Below are 16,027 nucleotides of genomic sequence, written 5' to 3' on the forward strand. Positions count from 1 at the left end.
GTACAAAGAGAGGTGAAATCAATGACTTTTGGTGAGAAATTAAAAGCCGCACGAATTAACACAGTGCTAGAGAATGAATACGCCATAGCTGAACAGTTAGAGAAACAAAAAGACCGTATAAAAGAACTGGAAACCTCTCAAGCCACCGTCATAGACATCCAGCCACATCTGGAGGACAACTCCCGGTTCATAGAGTACCATAGCAGCGCATCAGCCGGATCAGGAGTCTTCATCCTTGGCAGTGAGGGTGTTGACCAACTGCCGATACCCGACACACCGTAGAACCGCAAAGTAGAACAAAAATGAAAGGATGTGACACCATGGCTTTAGCACAACGGCTTACTTATACAATTGATGATATCTACGCCCTCCCAGACGGGCAGCGAGCGGAGCTGATCGACGGGCAGATGTATATGATGGCACCACCAAATGCAAGACATCAAGACATTATTTTTTCATTATCAAGAAAAATTGCAGACTATATTGATATTAATAAAGGATCCTGCAAAATATATCTTGCTCCTTATGCGGTATTTTTAAATGCTGACGATAAGAACTATGTTGAGCCTGATATATCTGTTATCTGTGATAAAAGCAAACTAGAAGATAAGGGATGTAACGGGGCTCCAGATTGGATTGTGGAAGTTATCTCTCCATCAACACAACGGATGGATTACAGTATCAAGCTATTTAAGTACCGCACTGCCGGGGTTCGGGAATACTGGATTGTGAACCCGATAACAAAAACGGTTCAAATATATTCTTTTGATGGCGAAGAAGATTCCAGCCAATTTTCTTTTGATGATGAAATCTCCGTCCACATATTTGATGGTCTGACTATCAAGATGTCTGATTTATTATAAAGAAAACCGCCCCTGCGCCAACAGAGACGGTTTCACCGGAACGGGGAATACTACGAAGGCCGTAAGAAGGAGCTGTCTTCTGATTCCGAGGAACTGAAACTATTATCCGGCAGTATATGAGGTAAAAATAATTGAATAAAGAAGGAAAATATTCTCCTGGCTTTTCTTATTGTACTCGTAATTTCTGTTAGTTAGCAAACGCTTTTGCTGACAATGCAAAGGTCATGGTAAAAGGGCAGGTCACAATTCTAAAAGATGTCCGAGAGGTGCCTGGTGTGGCAATATTTTTTTATTGTGGAGGGTGGCACTGCCCGAATCGTTAATTCGGCTCTCTACGCTGTAACTGATTCAATACAGCCATCTTTAATCATGATAATCTCATCTGCCTGTGCTGCAAGATACTTGCTGTGCGTTACTACAATGACGCACTTTCCAAGCTCATGCGCCGTTCTTTTTAGTAATTCTATAATTTCCCCTGCCGTGTTTTCATCAAGGTTACCCGTCGGCTCATCTGCAAGCAGCAATTTCGCGTTACTTGCCAGTGCCCTTGCAATGGCAACCCGTTGCTGCTGGCCGCCCGATAGCTGTAAAACATTTCTTTTCCAATCCTCACAAGGAATGTTTACTTTCTCCAATAAATCCTGGGGTTTTTTTGTTCCGCCAAGCCGCACGTTTTCCTCTGTCGTCAGATAATCAATCAAATTATAATTTTGAAAAACCAATGAAACATGATGCTTTCTGTGGTAGTTAAGCCCTTTTTTCTGTATATCCTCACCGTCATACAAGATGGTTCCTCTCACAGGCAGATCCAGTCCTGCAAGCAGGGACAGGAATGTCGTTTTGCCTGCCCCGCTTGCCCCGACAATCGTGTAAAACTTCTTTTCTTCAAACTGCATGGAAACATTTTTTAAAATTTCTTTTTCTTTCTGTGATTTATAAGAATACTGCACATTTTTGACTTCTAATACCATCTTTTTGTCCTCCTAACTAATTTCACTGAAAATATCTTTGGGATTTTTACGGGCAGTCAGAATGCCGGCAGCCCCAACCGATATTACAACTAACAACGCTACGCCGAACCAATCGTACAGCATGAGTTCTGGTGTAACGGCGACGGAAACACCTGTAACTGTTTCCTCTGAATCCACCGCATTCTTTGCAACTTTTCCTTCCTCTAAGACAGACTGCTCTGTTGCCTTTTGCACCTGCTGCTGCACAAGATAATCCGCTGTAATATCAGAAGCGGCGGGCGCAGCCGCAAAAGAGAGGAATAGGGCGGCGGCAGCGATCATGGATGCTTCCAATAATATCTGCCCGAATATTTTTATCTTCGGTGTGCCAAGGGCTAATAGAATCCCAATTTCCTGCACCCGCCCTTTCATCCAAAAAACGAATACTAAAAATAGGATGATCAGGCTGGCTCCTGCAACTACAATAACTAATATCTGGCTGACATTTTCCAAATCATTGAAATTTTGGGACATCTTATTAATATTACCGTTGTTGTCAATCAAATCATAGCGTTCCCAACCAATATCCACTTTCTGTATCTCTTTTTTTATTTCATCGTATTGGTTCACGTCTGCCACTTTGAAATATGCTTTTTCGTACAATGCACCTGATGTGCTTCCTTCTGCTTTTTCTGGAAATCCTAAATCTGTAAATATAATATTTTCAGAACGGTAAGTATCTCCAGCCATAACAGGCATCATTTTCTGCTGAACCCTGTAAATCCCAACAATCTCCGCCCCAAAGACGGTTCCATTCTCTACATTACGGCGGTCATTGAATTGTATCCTGTTTCCAACCGACAGATTGTTTTTTTCGGCAAGTTCTTCTGAAATCACGCATACGTCAACATCTCCCTCCGTTATCATTCTCCCATCCTTAATTGTTACATTCCCTGACAGGACATTGGCATCCAATGCCATATCCTTATTGCCGATTAAGCTGACACAAAGCAAATCAGAACTCTGGTCTACATCATCATCCTCAATTCTGGAAAAATCCACAGGATTCACTGCTGTGACGGCAGTTGTAATATTATATTCGGAAATTCCAGACACAGCGGCAATCTTTTCCATATCATTGATTAAAACCGTCTGGAACGAATTATCATACGATACCCTCCATGACGTACCATAGTTTGTTTCTATTTTTTCAACATTCACGCCATCGAAATTCCCTTCTTCCCCCTCGGTCTTTTTTGCAAGAATTTTATCCGCCCTGTTCCGCTTGTTTGCTTCGTTTGCTTCTATCACAAATCCAGCCCCTACTGCCTGCTTTGTCTTATTCTGGGTGGCGATGCTTGCGTTTCGGCTGGCCATGCCCGATAAAAAAAACAGACTGATCATAAATACTACAAAAAACAGAAGTATGCTTTTGACTGGTTTGCGTATGACCGAACGCCACGCCATTTGGAAACTATTCATTGTCTATCCCTCCATTTTTGATAAAGTTTCTTTGGGGTTCGTTCTTAATATCGGGAGCAGGGAGACTATGACTGCCGCCAATACAAGCAGGCTTCCCAAACCTGCCAGAATGCCTATATCTTTGAACTGTAATAAAACCTCTAAAGAAATGTCTGTTGTTCCAGATTCCGTAAGAAAACCTTGTAAAATGCCCGCCATAAAGTTTCCAAGACAACATGAGCCAAGGACAGCGAATGCAAAGACGAAAAATGATTCCATAAATACCTGTAAAAAAATACTGGCCTTTGATTTCCCAATACTGATAAAAATAGCAATTTCTTTCTGCCGTGTCCGCATCCACATACAAAGCAGTAGAGATACGATCACCGTTCCTGCCAGAAGCGTTAGGGCAAGCATAAGCTTTGCAGCCCTGGTAATCTGTTCTAATGGCAGAGCCATTTGTTGATACAAGGTATCAGATGTCGTAGAATCTGCTTTATCAGATAAATATTTGTTCAATTCTTCCTCTAAGACGTTTAATTGCTCTGGATTTTTGCAATAAACAGCAACTTTGGCGTAACCGTCCGTTTCAAATAAATCCGAGTAGGAAATGTTATCTATGAATATCTGGTTTTCAATACGGTTTACAGAATCCATTCCTTCTGGCTGCTTGCTTTCATTTCCAGATAAAAAGATACCGACAATTTCCAAGGGAACCCGCTTTCCATTGGTATTTTCTAATTCTATCAAGTCTCCTAATTTTAATTGATTGGCATCCGCAAGATAAGAGTTGATAACGCTCCCTTTTATGTCCCCCGCAATATAATTGCCAGATACAAGACGGTACACTCCTTCTGAAAACCCGCTGTCATTTTCCAGATTATCGTAGGATAGAAGGGATGCTTTCTGATTGGTTACTTCTGTAGAATCGCTGCCCGTAACCAATTGGAAATTTACAGGGAACGCATCGTTTTTTGCCAGACAATTTACAGTGGAAACTTCCTCTAAATCCTTTATCCATTCCACGTCATCAGGCGTAATCCTGTCATCCTCTTTCAAAATCCCCATGACAACTTTTGCTTTTGTTTTTTCTCCAATTGCCGTTTTTGAATCAGCCGTTGCACGGAGAATCATGTTTGTGCTTAGTATCATGCTGCTCACAATGAGCAGCACAAAAAACAATAAGACTGTCTTGGCTTTTTTTCGCTTCAAATACCGAAACGCAAGCTGATAAAACGCCATGTCTATTCCTCCTATTCTGTGGAAACGCCCCCTCACCCCAGGTTAGGCGGCAAATCGACGGAAGGCATGAAAGAAATGCTTCGCATTTGCCTTCCTCCTATTCATATTGGGTAATGATTACTTTTTTAGCTGTAAAATTTTCTGTGTCGTCAAAATTCCCATAAAGCAGCAATGATGTTTTTTTCTTGATATCCGCTTTGGCGGCTTCACTGACCGTGGCTTCTCCAGTCGCTATGCTTATCACTGCCTTTTGGAATATGCAGTTATCTCCATATTTAATAGTTACTTTTGCCCCCTCATTTTCGTACCCTTCCGCAGAGACGACAGCCTCGTCAACTTGATCTGATGTTACTGGGTTGACCACGCATCCATTATCTGAAAACTCGATTACATGTCCCTGCAGATCAGATGCCGCAATTATTTCATCGCCATCCATACTCCCGATATCATTTGAATTGTTCTCATTGGAACTATCTTTTTTGTCAGAGTCTGTTGTGCCATTTTCAATATAAATATCCTTCGCTTCTCTTTCTCCGTTTGTGTCTGTGCCATTTGGCGTACCGCAGCCTGCCAAAACAAAAATACTTGCCCCAACCACGAATGTCCGCATTAATTTTTTGTTCTTCATCATAATTTTCCGCCTTTCTTTTTGATATGTTTGTATTTAGAATTACGAAGCCATTGTATCTAAAAACCCTGCTAAAAATCCTGTAAATTACGAAAAGATATAAGTGACTTTTTAGAGGATTTTTACAGAATTTCATATTATACTAATACTAAGCGGATTTTAATATGCTTTCATGCTTTGGGAAAGTCAAATACCCCGCTGCAAGCAACGGGGCATCAAATTTGTAGCGCGGCAGTCGCCAAATGTGCATGCAAGCATGCCCGCTTGGCTCGTTGCTCGCGGGAATAAACAAAACCAGGAAAGGATTAAAAAAATGAAAATACTTCTTTTAGAAGATGATTTAGAGCTTTGCAGCTCGATACAATCACAATTAACAAAAAACGGTTATATGGTTGACGCTTGTAATGATGGGGAAACTGCCATGCTGTATGCCTTACATACAGATTATTCCTATGATTTAGCTATTGTGGACAGGATGCTCCCTGTTATTGACGGGCTGACAATTATTAAAGCTATGCGGAAAAAAGGCATCCAGATTCCTGTTATTATCATTACAGGGATGACCGCCCTTAATGAAAAGATAGAGGGATTGGACGGAGGGGCTGATGATTATTTAGCCAAGCCTTTCCATATACAGGAACTGCTTGCCCGTGTGAGGGCTTTAACAAGGCGTCCAGGCGAAATAAAAGCAGAAGATAAACTCTGCTACGCAGACTTGTGTTTTAATAAATCAAACCGTGAACTGACTTGCAGCCTAAAGACTATTTTTTTAACAGCAAAAGAGTCTGAATTGTTATATGTCCTTATGAAAAGTCCGGAAACACTTTTCCAAAGAGAACAATTGATATTGAAAATATGGGGTACATCATCGGAAGTTGAACAGGGGAATGTTGATAATTACATTTCTTTTTTACGGAAACGGTTAAGGGAATTAAAGAGTATCTGCGAAATAAAAACGGTATATGGGGCCGGATATTCTCTAACCCAGAAACGGAAATAAGATTGGAGACCACAAATGCTGAAACCATTGTCAAAAAAATTAAACGCCTTTTTTATAACGACTATTATGTTAATCATTACATCAATTATGATTATTCTCTGCAAAAACTATATCCACATGGAGCAATCGAATGAGATTATTTTTTTTCAGAAAATGGTCACGCAGATGATATACCAGCTTGAAGATAGCAGCCAGGATTTTGAATCCATTGCGGATTTCTACCATGAGTACAGACACTCTATATTCTGCTATATTCAAGATACCTCTGGAAAGATGATATACCAGACAGATTCTGACTTTCCTACTGATGCAGACACTCTTTTGGAGCGTTTCCGCATACAGACTAAAAAAGAAGATACTTTCATAATCACAAATGATAATAAGCCGACTACAAACCAAAGCGGCATATTTGAGTTTAATGGAACGAGAAATGACGAATATTTAGGGATACTTGCAACGATTGTAATGCCAAATAACACGGCTTGCTACCTGTCGCTGATTTACAGGCAGCAGTCCTTATTTGATATTTTAACAAAACAGGCTTTCCTCTATGCTTCCTTATGGTTTCTTTCCCTTATTGCCGTGACGATTATGAGCTATTTTCTAATAAAGAAAGCATTAGAACCAACGGAAGTAATGTTGAAAAGCCAGAAGGATTTTATCGCTTCCGCTTCGCATGAATTAAAATCGCCGCTTGCCGTTATTCTGGCAAACGCAGAGAAGCTGGAACAATTACAAATAGATAATACTGAATTTAGAAAATCTGTTAAAATATTAGACAATGAATGCATGAGAATGTCGAAACTGGTCAAGGATATGCTGCTTCTGGCTTCTTCTGATGCGAAAACATGGACATTATGTAAAAATATCATTGATATAGATACATTGTTAATCTCCTTATATGAAGCTTATGAACCAATCTGTATCAGTAAAAAAATCCGTCTGCGCTTGGAAATCAGTGAAAGCAGTTATCCTAAATTCTGTGCAGATGGAGAACGGCTTTTTCAGATCTTGACAATTTTTATGGACAATGCAATTCACCATTCCATAAACAATAAGCAAATCGAAATTAAAACAGCAGTAGCGGCAAAATATATCACATTTTTTGTAACCGATCACGGAAAGGGCATTCCGGAAGATGATAAGCCGTATATTTTTAACCGTTTCTATTGCGCCGACAAATCAAGGACAGATAAGTCAAATTTTGGATTAGGACTTAGCATAGCAGATGAACTTGCAAAAATGATGAACGGAAACGTAGGCTGTGAAGATACGGATGGGGGAGGGGCTACATTCTTTGTCAAACTTCCTTTGAAATAGTCGGAGTGCAACTTGTGATTGCTTTTTAGCACTTTTCAATCTCTTTATTCTTTCGCTTATATACTGTATAATGCAAAAAAGGAGGATTTTCATGAATACCAGAATTATTTCAAGATATTTACAGTTGCTGCGCAAAAGCCATAATTATACACAAGAGGAATTGGCAAAAAAACTGGATATATCCAGACAGGCCGTTTCAAAATGGGAAACAGGAACCACCCTTCCTGATTTAGAGGTTCTGCTAAAAATTTCTAAATTGTATGGGCTTACAATAAACGAGATTTTAGAGCCGACGATACAGACGGAACGGATATCTGATTTTGAACAAATATCCGAAATTCCGGAAAATGAACTGAAAGAAGTATTAGAGCAGTTCGACGCACGATCTCTTGTCATAGCTTCAATGGGAGCATCGCCAGAGATAAATAAATTACTGGAACGATTATTTCAAAATATTGATTATAAATTGCAAAGGGAGCATATTGGGATGGTCAGGATCACGGAAGTCGAAGCAATACAAAAAGAGATTGTTTCTATGATAAATTTATATGTCAGAGAACAGGAATTTCAATCTGCACAATGTAATCTTCAATCCGGTCAATGACATTTTCATTTATGCCCATCTCATAGGAAAATCCGCAAAGTCATTTCTCTGTCTCCATAAAAATCCGTTAAATTTTCAAAATGTCTTTGACTGTACTGTTACTGTACGGTCTATGATACCGTATACAGGAAGAAAATACAAGGTGACTGGAGGAAAAATTTGTGGAAAACTTAAATGCTTACGAGAAGCCTGTAACTCTGAAAAATATTGTAAAATTTGCCGTGCCGACGATTGCCATGACGGTGTTTATGTCCTTCTATACAATGGTTGACGGCCTGTTTGTGTCAAACCTGATCGGTACAGACGCTCTTTCAGCGATAAATCTCACGGCGCCAGTGATCCAGCTTGTCACGGCAGTCTCGACCATGCTCGCCACCGGAGGCAGCGCGGTCATTATGAAAAAAATGGGAGAGCAGAAAACGGATGAGGCAAAGGAAGATTTTACTTTCCTGATTATCGTAAATGTTATTGTGGGACTTGTTATGTGCGCGGCCGGGTATCTGGCAATGGATTTTATTTTTGCCGGTCTGTTTGTTTTCAGCCGGAAAAAGAGCCTGCTGCATTTTAAGAAACCGGTATTCCGAATCAGGGTTCTTGGGAGTGCGGCTTCAAATGGGTGTTCCGAGATGGCGACGGCACTTGTTACAGGCATTGTTACAATGATGTTCAACTGGACAATGTTACATTATGTGGGGGAAGACGGAGTTGCGGCTGTTACCATCATCATGTATGTGCTGATGTTTGCAAGCTCCCTGTATACGGGATATTCTTACGGGGTTGCCCCTATGCTGAGTTTCTATTACGGGGAACAGAACCACGAAAAACTGAAAAAGCTTGTTGGGTTGAGTATGAAAGTGATCGCGGTGATTTCTGTGATTACGGCTGCGGCTTCCTTTGTGATGACAAGGCCGCTGGTATCCGTATTTGCCAGACCGGATAATCCGGTGTATAATCTGGCGGTAACAGGAAACCGGATATGTACGGCCGCATTGCTCTTTATTGGATTTAATATTTTTGCCAGCGGGATGTTTACCGCATTATCCAACGGAATTGTTTCGGCTGTCCTCGCATTTTCCAGATCGTTCGTATTTATGCTGATTACCATGATCGCGCTTCCTTTGCTCCTTGGCGTGAATGGAATCTGGCTGGCGACGCCGGTGGCGGAGTTGATGGCGCTTAGTTTGTCATTTTTCATGCTCCTGAAATATAGAAAGAGGTATGGATACTAAGGAAAAAATTTTTTTCTCCTGTAACATTTTGTGGACATTTGCCTGCCTGACGGGAAAGCAGCTATGCCAGATGAATATTGTTGAGGGAATGTTCTATGCATTTTTTGCGGCTCTTACGGTCTTAATTGTAGGAGTACCGGTTTCTGTGGTAATATGTATGGAAGTGAGTAAAAAATCCTTTGCCGGTAAAATTGTCCCATACCAGTTTCCATTTCTGGAAATGGGGTTGTTTATCCTGGTGTTGTTTGGCATGGAACTGATTCTGTCGGTCTGGACGGTCCGCAGACAGAAAATGTAATTCCTGGTGGAGTAGATGCGGGCGTTGGAGTAATGAACTGCATACAGAAGTAAAGGAGAATCTCCATCAGGTTATATTTTCTACCAAATTACTCCGATGGTTAGAAAATGATTCCACTGCAGTGAAGCCCTTGCTTCATCATAATGCATTTCACAGCAGCAGATAAACATTTCACGGAAATCAAATTGTTTCGGCGTTTTGGACAGGCTATAATAAAATGTCTGTTCTGATGATGACTTAGGAGGTGGCACCTTGATCCATATTGCAATCTGTGATGATGAAAAACAGATGTCCGATCATATAAGGACGTTTGTTTCCGATTTTTTTCATAAAAAGAACAGGGAGATCAGCCTCCGGACGTTTCTAAGCGGCGAAGAGCTGCTGAACTACGACGGGCAGATCGACATCCTGTTTCTGGATATCCAGATGAAGGATATCGACGGTATGGAAACAGCAAGGAGACTGAGGGCGGATAAGTTTCAGGGATTTCTGATCTTCATCACGGTACTGAAAGAGATGGTATTCCAGTCTTTTGAGGTGCAGGCCTACGATTATCTGGTCAAACCGGTGGAAGAAAAACAGTTTGAGAGAACCATGGAGCGCCTGTTAGCTTCTATGCACAGTGTCGGTGAAGACAGCCTGCTCGTGCAGAAAGGATATGAAGGGCGCATTATCCGAAAGGATGAGATTGTCTTTTGTGAGATCATAGACCGGAAAATATATCTCAACCTGGTATCAGGCGAAGTTCTTGATTATTATGATCGGATTGAAAATCTGGAAACAAAACTGGGAGGCCGTTTTTTCCGATGCCACAGGAGCTATCTCATCAATCTGAAACACTTAAAAGGTTATAAAAATGGGACTGCCTATATGGATAACGGCAAAGAGGTTCCCGTATCACGGCTGCGGAGCAGGGAGTTCTCCGGCGTTGTTCTGCAGTATATGAAGAACATTTGAGATTTGAAATGGTTCTGCTTCGGATTGCCGGCCTGCCTGAAAGGGTGCCGGACAGATAGGGAGATTTTACATATGGGAGGTAAAATGGCTGAGTATTTAGACTTTTTTAACAGATATATTATGGGTGTTATCGAGATATCTATCCAGCTTTATTTTCTGGCAAAAATCCTGAAAAAGAAATTATGGATTCCTTTTTATCTCCTGTTTGCAGTATGTGCGGTGGTTGTCAACGATTTTGTTTCAGTCGGCACGATAATGGGTTTCGTGGTGTTTGTATTCCTTCTTACGGTATACGGGATGCTGGTCTGTCATGCGGATTTTAAGTTTTCTATTTTGTATGCGGCCTTGATGACTGAAATCATGCTGCTCTGCTTTGGGATTGTGAACTCCCTGACGGGTCTTTTATACTCATGGAGGCCGGATTTTTTCTGTGGTAAGGCCGGCATCGCGGTCATGCTGGGCAGCGAGGTGGCGTCACTTTTGCTGGCCGGGTTTTGTTATTATATGGTATATCGCTATTTTTCCTATTATACAGCAGCGGAAATGCAGCAGATGTTTCTGGTTTTCATCCCGATCTTGATGATCTTTATTATGAGTGAGTACATTAATACGATCGCATTTGAGTACGGGTATGAGCTTATAGGGGAGGAAGAACCTTACCTATATCTGTTCAACCACTGGCAGTTGCTCGTCATGCAGTTTTTTGGACTTTTGAGTGTGTTCTGCATCCTGTTCTCTTATAAGAAATTACAGCAGAATTTCCGCCTTAGCACAGAATTATCATTACTGGAGCAGGAAGAACATTCTCTGAATCGGTATGTAGAGGAGGCGAAGACCCGTTACGATGAAACAAAGTCATTCCGCCATGACATCAGGAACCACATCACAGTGGTAAAAAATCTCCTGCAGAGAGGGAACGTGGAGGAAGCGGTAAGCTATATGGATGATATGGATGATATGGCAGAAAAAATGTCATTCCCCTGCAGCACCAATAACCCGGTAGCGGATATTCTGGTAGGAAATAAACTGGGAATTGCAAAAAGCATGGGAATAGATGTGGACTGTTCTCTTCTTCTGCCTTACCCCTGCAGCCTTAAGGACATTGATATCTGTATTGTCCTGTCGAATGCGCTGGATAATGCAATCCATGCATGTAAAAATCTGGATGACGGCACAGATGGGCATACTTTGCCGGATAGAAGTCCGTGCACCCCGATAAGAGAATGTATTACGGGGTGCCCGAATGGGTATATCCATGTGTCCGGGCGTATCCAGGGAGATTTCCTTATGATAGAAGTGGAGAACAGTTTCCATGGAAAAGATACGTTCAAAAAAGGGACAGGTCTGTCAAATGTAAAAAAGGTAGCCGAAAAATATGGCGGCGCCATGAGTATAGAGACACGGGGGGATGTATTTATCCTGCAGGTGCTGCTGATCATCCCACAGCATCCAGAAAGCATCTCACAGCAAGTAGATTAACCTGCCGTTTCTCGCTGCCGAAAATCGAAAAAGGGTGCTGTTTGCAAATGTAAAACAGTCACCCGGCAACATGAAAGGAGGAACATATTTATGGCAATGCAGACCCTAAAGGATACCTTTATGCCATACGGCAGATTCAAGGAAATCAATGGAAATTACGCGCAGTCTAAAACCGACTACGCAGAGAGGGTGAAGGAGAAGCAGGCAGCCCTAAGAACGGAAAAAGCAAAAGAAGCTGCAGAAGTTTGTGTCTGCAATACAGATAAGGTAGACCGGGAGATCGAAAAACTGAAAGAGAAGAAAAGGGAGCTGGAGCAGCAGATCCAGTCGGCCTTCGGGGATGAAACACCCTCCGGGTATCACTCTATGCCCTCCGGCGATAAAGTGGAAAGGAAGATCCAGGAGCTGGAGAAAAAACTGGCGCAGGTAGAGCAGGAGTTAAGCCAGAAGGACAATGATACGTACCGGAAGCAGCACTCTGAATTTTCCCGGATGACATAAATACTAGGGAGGGATCATTATGCATGCGAAAACGATGGAAGGCCTTGCAGGGGCAAGTATGAATATGAAAATGATGAGTACGCCTTTCCGCGTCTACCAAGAAGCAGAAAGGAGAGGCGATACATCTGTCATGGAACGGGCAATGGGGTATGTCGGTGAGACCGCAGATAAAGCAGAGGACTATCAGAAGAAAGTTGAAAAGGGAATGAAGGAAGAAGCAAAGGAGGCGCGGGAAAAAGCGAAATCAGAGCAGGAAAACGCTATCCGGAAGCGGAAAGAAGAACACGGGGAACAGGAAAAGAGAATAGCAGAAAGCAGGAACGGGAACACAGATACAGTCAGCATCAGTGAAAATGGGAAGACAATACTGGGTGAGAGGTCTGATCTCGCTCAGGCTGGTACGGTCAGCAATATGCCGGCAGAAACGGTAGATGTTGTTAAAACAGAGCCGGTAATCTATACGAAAACCGGAGAAGCCACCAAGCCGGAATCCGGTACGAATATTTCTGTTTCTGCATAGAAGGAAGTGATCCCTGGCAGCAAAGCTGCTGGGGAAAATGTTTTTTCAGCTATTCGATAGGTTTAAATAGGTGAAGAAAAATGAATAAGAAAAAATGGATACGCATTGTGTCGCTTTATTCGATGATATATACGGGGATTACATTGTTGTGTTGAGCAGTGTTTTGTATCTTTGCAATGGTACTTATGAAGATCCAAGCGGTAACTGGCACGAATTAGACAGGGCTATGATTGGAATAGTATTATTGAAAAGGATGCCCAATCTCAAAGTGGCATTTTCAATCAACACTTTAGATGACAATTTTAGGGCGGATATGGATAAAGGCAGTTCCATAAAGGACAGGCTTCATGCAATAGAAAAATTACATAATGAGGGTATTCATACGGTTTTATTTATGTCACCTATTTTTCCGTATATCACAGAATGGAAAGACATTATTGATAGTACGAAAGAGAATGTATGTGAATATTGGTTTGAAAATCTGAATCTTAGGGGGGAATACAAAAGCAGCATCCTCTCTTATATCAATACACACTATCCAGACTTAAAAGAAAAATATGAAGCAATTTATTTAAATAAAGATAATACATATTGGAATACGTTGGCTGATTTGCTCAACACGTATTGTGATGAACTGGGATTAAATTATGTCAATTACTTTTATTTCTAAAAACTTGTTAAGGAGAAATTAAATAATCAATAGATAAATTATGAGAAGGCAAATACGCCCATTGAATAAAAAAACGATGTTCGATGGACTGTATTGCTGTACCTTAATTACCCTCTAACTTTGTTTTTGAAGTTTGGAGGGATTAAAACAGAAAGAGGGGAACCAATCGACATTAGCCGACTTCCCCCCAATTATACCCGAAGGGTATGCTTTACGGCGTGCCCTTTGAGTATACCCATGGCAATATTATTTTTTCTTTACCGGTATCCATATCTCCGCATAGTAATTTTCATCCTGCACGCCCTTGGGATATTTCTCCGGATTCTCGTACATCTCCACACAATACCCTGCCGCGAATTCGTAGTCCTTCAAAGCAGGAAGCCATTCCGAAAAAATCTTGATATTCACATCCTGAAGTGAATCCGGCATCGGGCCTTTACACGGGAATACGGCCCATGTGAACGCCGGAATGGTCCTTGTCACAAATTCCTGGGGAATGTCTTTTGCCGGATGATAGACGTCTGCGATGAGATACTCAAAAGTCTCATGTCCCATCTGGGGATCGATATTGATCCCAAACATCCCGCCTACATGCCGTCCGTTTCCGGATGTATAGTGCTCATTCCAGAACGCCGGAATCTCCTGTTTGGCGTTTTCATATTTAAATTCTTTTGCTGATGCGAGAACGGTAAAGCTCTCTTTTTTTGTAATCCTGTAATCCATGAGATAACCACCTTTCAATGATATTGTCAGCTTCAGAGGCGCGAAGTTTTTCACCATTGCGTTTCCCCTTCGGAAAGCCTGCGGCTTCGGATGTATTCCATGAGCGAACATCCGCATAACATACTGAAGCCCTTGTGAAAATAAAAGGGAGAGACAAAGACGTGTGCTGCCACGTCGTCTACCGTAAGTTCTCCTGTAATATGCTTTTCAATATAGTCCAATGCCTGCGTGATAATTGTCATCCAGTCCACAGCTTTTTCCTCCGATTGTCGTAATAATTCCTGTTTGTTTGAGCGCTCGTCTTTAGTATAACATTCTTTGGCTTCTTATTCCCGTCTTTTCTTGTTCTCTTTTGTCTAAAATATTTTTGTCCCAGAAAAATTATGAAATATCCCATCTTATAGAATCGATATTTTCAAAATGTTATAGTGAATTTAATTATGTTATGTACAGGAGGTATTACCAAGATGAAGAACAACATGAGAAAATGGCTCTTATCTCTGGCTTTCTGTATCGCACTGTGCGGTATGGCAGGCTGCGGCAAAACTTCAGATTCACCAAAGGATACAGGACAGCAGGGAAAAGACACGGTACAGGAAAGCGAAAAACCCCAGGCTTCGGAGTCGGAAACAGAGGAGGAATTTGAGATTTCGGAATTGAAGGGAGTACCGTCAGATTACTCCAAGGAGGAGAATTGGATGAGGCTGCCAGAGATTACCCATGAGGTGGATACCATATATCTCTATCCAACCTGCTATCTGGACGATTCTGAAGATGCGAAGCCAATCTGCGATATTGACAACGAAGCTGTCAGGGCGCGTGCCAGGGATATCTATGAAAACCAGGGGACGGTTTTTGAGGAATCAACCAACGTATTCGCGCCGTATTACAGACAGAGCAATATTTACGCGGTGGGAGGCTTAAGTCATGAGGAATTGGAGGAATATCAGTTGAATGAGCAGAGGACAGATGTGTATGCGGCTCTTGACTATTATTTTGAAAATTATAATGAGGGCAGGCCCTTCATGATTGCAGGCCATTCCCAGGGCTCCATCATGACGAAGATTGTTCTTGGAGAGTACATGCAGGCCCATCCGGAATATTACGAACGCATGGTTGCGGCATATCCGATTGGATTTTCCATTACCGAAGACTGGCTTTTGGAACATCCTTATCTGAAATTTGCCGAGGGCGCTGATGATACGGGCGTGATTGTATCCTGGAATACCGAGGGGAAGGGAAATCAGGGGCAGAGCAATCTGGTGGTAGAGCCGGAGGCGTTAAGTATCAATCCCATTAACTGGAAACGGGACGATACTTATGCTGATTTTGATGAAAACTTAGGCAGCAGGCTTCTGAATGAGGAGACGGGCGAGTATGAGATTGTGAAAGGGGTTGCGGACGCACAGGTGGACACTGAGAGGGGCGTGGTCATCTGTACAGCCGAGAATGTAGAATATTCACCGGCGGAATTGTTCGGACCGGAGAGCCTGCATGGCCATGATTATGATTTTTATTATGAGAATCTGCGGGAGAACGTCAAGACAAGGGTGCAAGCCTATATGAAGCAATAAGAGACTGT

Annotated in this window: 18 protein-coding genes and 1 pseudogene; 13 read left to right on the top strand and 6 right to left on the bottom strand. The window is 41.9% G+C overall.

Annotated elements, in window-relative coordinates:
- Positions 1 to 21: 21 nt before the first annotated feature.
- Together GN277_RS07200 and GN277_RS07205 are read left to right on the top strand one after the other, a co-directional pair.
- Positions 22 to 282: a hypothetical protein gene (locus GN277_RS07200; protein ID WP_244324628.1), complete on the top strand. Its 261-nt coding sequence runs from the start codon at positions 22 to 24 to the stop codon at positions 280 to 282.
- A gap of 38 nt (positions 283 to 320) precedes the next feature.
- The gene (locus GN277_RS07205; protein ID WP_159750483.1) at positions 321 to 863 is read left to right on the top strand and encodes a Uma2 family endonuclease; all 543 of its coding nucleotides are present in this window, start codon (positions 321 to 323) and stop codon (positions 861 to 863) included.
- 332 nt (positions 864 to 1,195) lie between these two features.
- Here the strand turns inward: GN277_RS07205 and GN277_RS07215 are convergent, their stop codons facing one another.
- The 4 genes from GN277_RS07215 to GN277_RS07230 form a co-directional block, all read right to left on the bottom strand.
- Entirely contained in the window at positions 1,196 to 1,834 is a 639-nt protein-coding gene (locus GN277_RS07215) for an ABC transporter ATP-binding protein (protein WP_159750484.1), read from the bottom strand.
- A 12-nt stretch (positions 1,835 to 1,846) separates the two neighbouring features.
- Complete coding sequence (locus tag GN277_RS07220) at positions 1,847 to 3,295, bottom strand: ABC transporter permease (RefSeq protein ID WP_159750485.1); 1,449 nt, start codon at positions 3,293 to 3,295, stop codon at positions 1,847 to 1,849.
- Between the two features lie 3 nt (positions 3,296 to 3,298).
- Complete coding sequence (locus tag GN277_RS07225) at positions 3,299 to 4,516, bottom strand: ABC transporter permease (RefSeq protein ID WP_159750486.1); 1,218 nt, start codon at positions 4,514 to 4,516, stop codon at positions 3,299 to 3,301.
- Between the two features lie 97 nt (positions 4,517 to 4,613).
- On the bottom strand, positions 4,614 to 5,147 hold the full coding sequence (locus tag GN277_RS07230) for a hypothetical protein (RefSeq protein WP_159750487.1): 534 nt from the start codon (positions 5,145 to 5,147) through the stop codon (positions 4,614 to 4,616).
- Between the two features lie 310 nt (positions 5,148 to 5,457).
- Here GN277_RS07230 and GN277_RS07235 point away from each other — a divergent pair, with 310 nt between their 5' ends.
- The 10 genes and pseudogenes from GN277_RS07235 to GN277_RS29360 all read left to right on the top strand — a co-directional run bounded on the left by GN277_RS07235 (position 5,458) and on the right by GN277_RS29360 (position 13,722).
- Positions 5,458 to 6,144, top strand: coding sequence for a response regulator transcription factor (locus GN277_RS07235; protein WP_159750488.1), 687 nt, complete (start codon positions 5,458 to 5,460; stop codon positions 6,142 to 6,144).
- A 15-nt stretch (positions 6,145 to 6,159) separates the two neighbouring features.
- Positions 6,160 to 7,464, top strand: a complete 1,305-nt coding sequence (locus GN277_RS07240) for a sensor histidine kinase (protein WP_159750489.1) — start codon at positions 6,160 to 6,162, stop codon at positions 7,462 to 7,464.
- A gap of 91 nt (positions 7,465 to 7,555) precedes the next feature.
- Positions 7,556 to 8,068, top strand: a complete 513-nt coding sequence (locus GN277_RS07245; protein ID WP_159750490.1) for a helix-turn-helix domain-containing protein — start codon at positions 7,556 to 7,558, stop codon at positions 8,066 to 8,068.
- A 161-nt stretch (positions 8,069 to 8,229) separates the two neighbouring features.
- Positions 8,230 to 9,297 (top strand): MATE family efflux transporter, encoded by a 1,068-nt coding sequence (locus tag GN277_RS07250; RefSeq protein WP_159750491.1) that lies wholly within the window; start codon positions 8,230 to 8,232, stop codon positions 9,295 to 9,297.
- A 46-nt stretch (positions 9,298 to 9,343) separates the two neighbouring features.
- A pseudogene (locus tag GN277_RS07255) lies at positions 9,344 to 9,595 on the top strand (ABC transporter permease); the annotation flags it as partial.
- A 252-nt stretch (positions 9,596 to 9,847) separates the two neighbouring features.
- Positions 9,848 to 10,552 carry a LytR/AlgR family response regulator transcription factor gene (locus GN277_RS07260; protein WP_159750492.1) on the top strand — a complete coding sequence of 235 codons (705 nt, stop codon included), beginning with the start codon at positions 9,848 to 9,850 and terminating at the stop codon, positions 10,550 to 10,552.
- 84 nt (positions 10,553 to 10,636) lie between these two features.
- Entirely contained in the window at positions 10,637 to 12,031 is a 1,395-nt protein-coding gene (locus GN277_RS07265; protein ID WP_159750493.1) for a sensor histidine kinase, read from the top strand.
- 90 nt (positions 12,032 to 12,121) lie between these two features.
- Positions 12,122 to 12,532 carry a hypothetical protein gene (locus GN277_RS07270; protein WP_159750494.1) on the top strand — a complete coding sequence of 137 codons (411 nt, stop codon included), beginning with the start codon at positions 12,122 to 12,124 and terminating at the stop codon, positions 12,530 to 12,532.
- Between the two features lie 19 nt (positions 12,533 to 12,551).
- Positions 12,552 to 13,052, top strand: coding sequence for a hypothetical protein (locus GN277_RS07275; protein WP_159750495.1), 501 nt, complete (start codon positions 12,552 to 12,554; stop codon positions 13,050 to 13,052).
- A 94-nt stretch (positions 13,053 to 13,146) separates the two neighbouring features.
- Entirely contained in the window at positions 13,147 to 13,722 is a 576-nt protein-coding gene (locus tag GN277_RS29360; protein ID WP_204162860.1) for a DUF6608 family protein, read from the top strand.
- A gap of 246 nt (positions 13,723 to 13,968) precedes the next feature.
- Here GN277_RS29360 and GN277_RS07280 read toward each other — a convergent pair whose 3' ends face one another.
- Both GN277_RS07280 and GN277_RS31675 read right to left on the bottom strand, forming a co-directional pair.
- Positions 13,969 to 14,502: a GyrI-like domain-containing protein gene (locus GN277_RS07280; RefSeq protein WP_330587147.1), complete on the bottom strand. Its 534-nt coding sequence runs from the start codon at positions 14,500 to 14,502 to the stop codon at positions 13,969 to 13,971.
- Positions 14,496 to 14,687: an AraC family transcriptional regulator gene (locus GN277_RS31675; protein WP_330587483.1), complete on the bottom strand. Its 192-nt coding sequence runs from the start codon at positions 14,685 to 14,687 to the stop codon at positions 14,496 to 14,498. Before GN277_RS31675 ends, GN277_RS07280 begins: the two co-directional genes overlap by 7 nt.
- 225 nt (positions 14,688 to 14,912) lie before the next feature.
- Between GN277_RS31675 and GN277_RS07285 the strand changes: the two genes are divergently transcribed.
- Entirely contained in the window at positions 14,913 to 16,019 is a 1,107-nt protein-coding gene (locus GN277_RS07285; protein WP_159750496.1) for a DUF3089 domain-containing protein, read from the top strand.
- The last annotated feature ends 8 nt before the right edge of the window (positions 16,020 to 16,027 follow it).

This window comes from Sporofaciens musculi, assembly GCF_009830285.1.
In the GTDB taxonomy this organism is placed as follows: domain Bacteria; phylum Bacillota; class Clostridia; order Lachnospirales; family Lachnospiraceae; genus Sporofaciens; species Sporofaciens musculi.